The following is a 264-nucleotide window of genomic DNA, read 5'->3' as shown; positions in this document are numbered from 1 at the left end:
GACCCGGTGATTCTTGACCTGGTGGAGAAGAACACCGATGCAGTCATGGATGCCGGCTCGGACGTTGTTCGTGAGCTCATTGAGCGTGCCATCACCGTGAAGGCACGGGTGGTCTCCCAAGACCTCAAGGAATCCGGCCTCCGGGAAATCCTGAATTACGGACATACCCTGGGTCACGCGATTGAGCTCGTGGAGCGCTACTCGTGGCGCCACGGGGCTGCCGTGTCTGTTGGCATGATGTTTGCTGCGGAGTTGTCCCGCAGC

The 264-nt window shown here is 59.8% G+C and carries 1 protein-coding gene; it reads left to right on the top strand.

Annotated features, from left to right (window positions below; all coding sequences use genetic code 11):
* The coding region (locus SB724_RS20555; protein ID WP_486304061.1) for a 3-dehydroquinate synthase family protein at window positions 1-264 on the top strand (264 nt) is incomplete at both ends.

This window comes from Bacillus sp. SIMBA_031 (genome assembly GCF_046535225.1).
Classification (GTDB): domain Bacteria; phylum Bacillota; class Bacilli; order Bacillales; family Bacillaceae; genus Bacillus; species Bacillus velezensis.
Note: the sequence above shows the minus strand (reverse complement) of the source record. Positions and strands in the feature narration are given on the sequence as shown.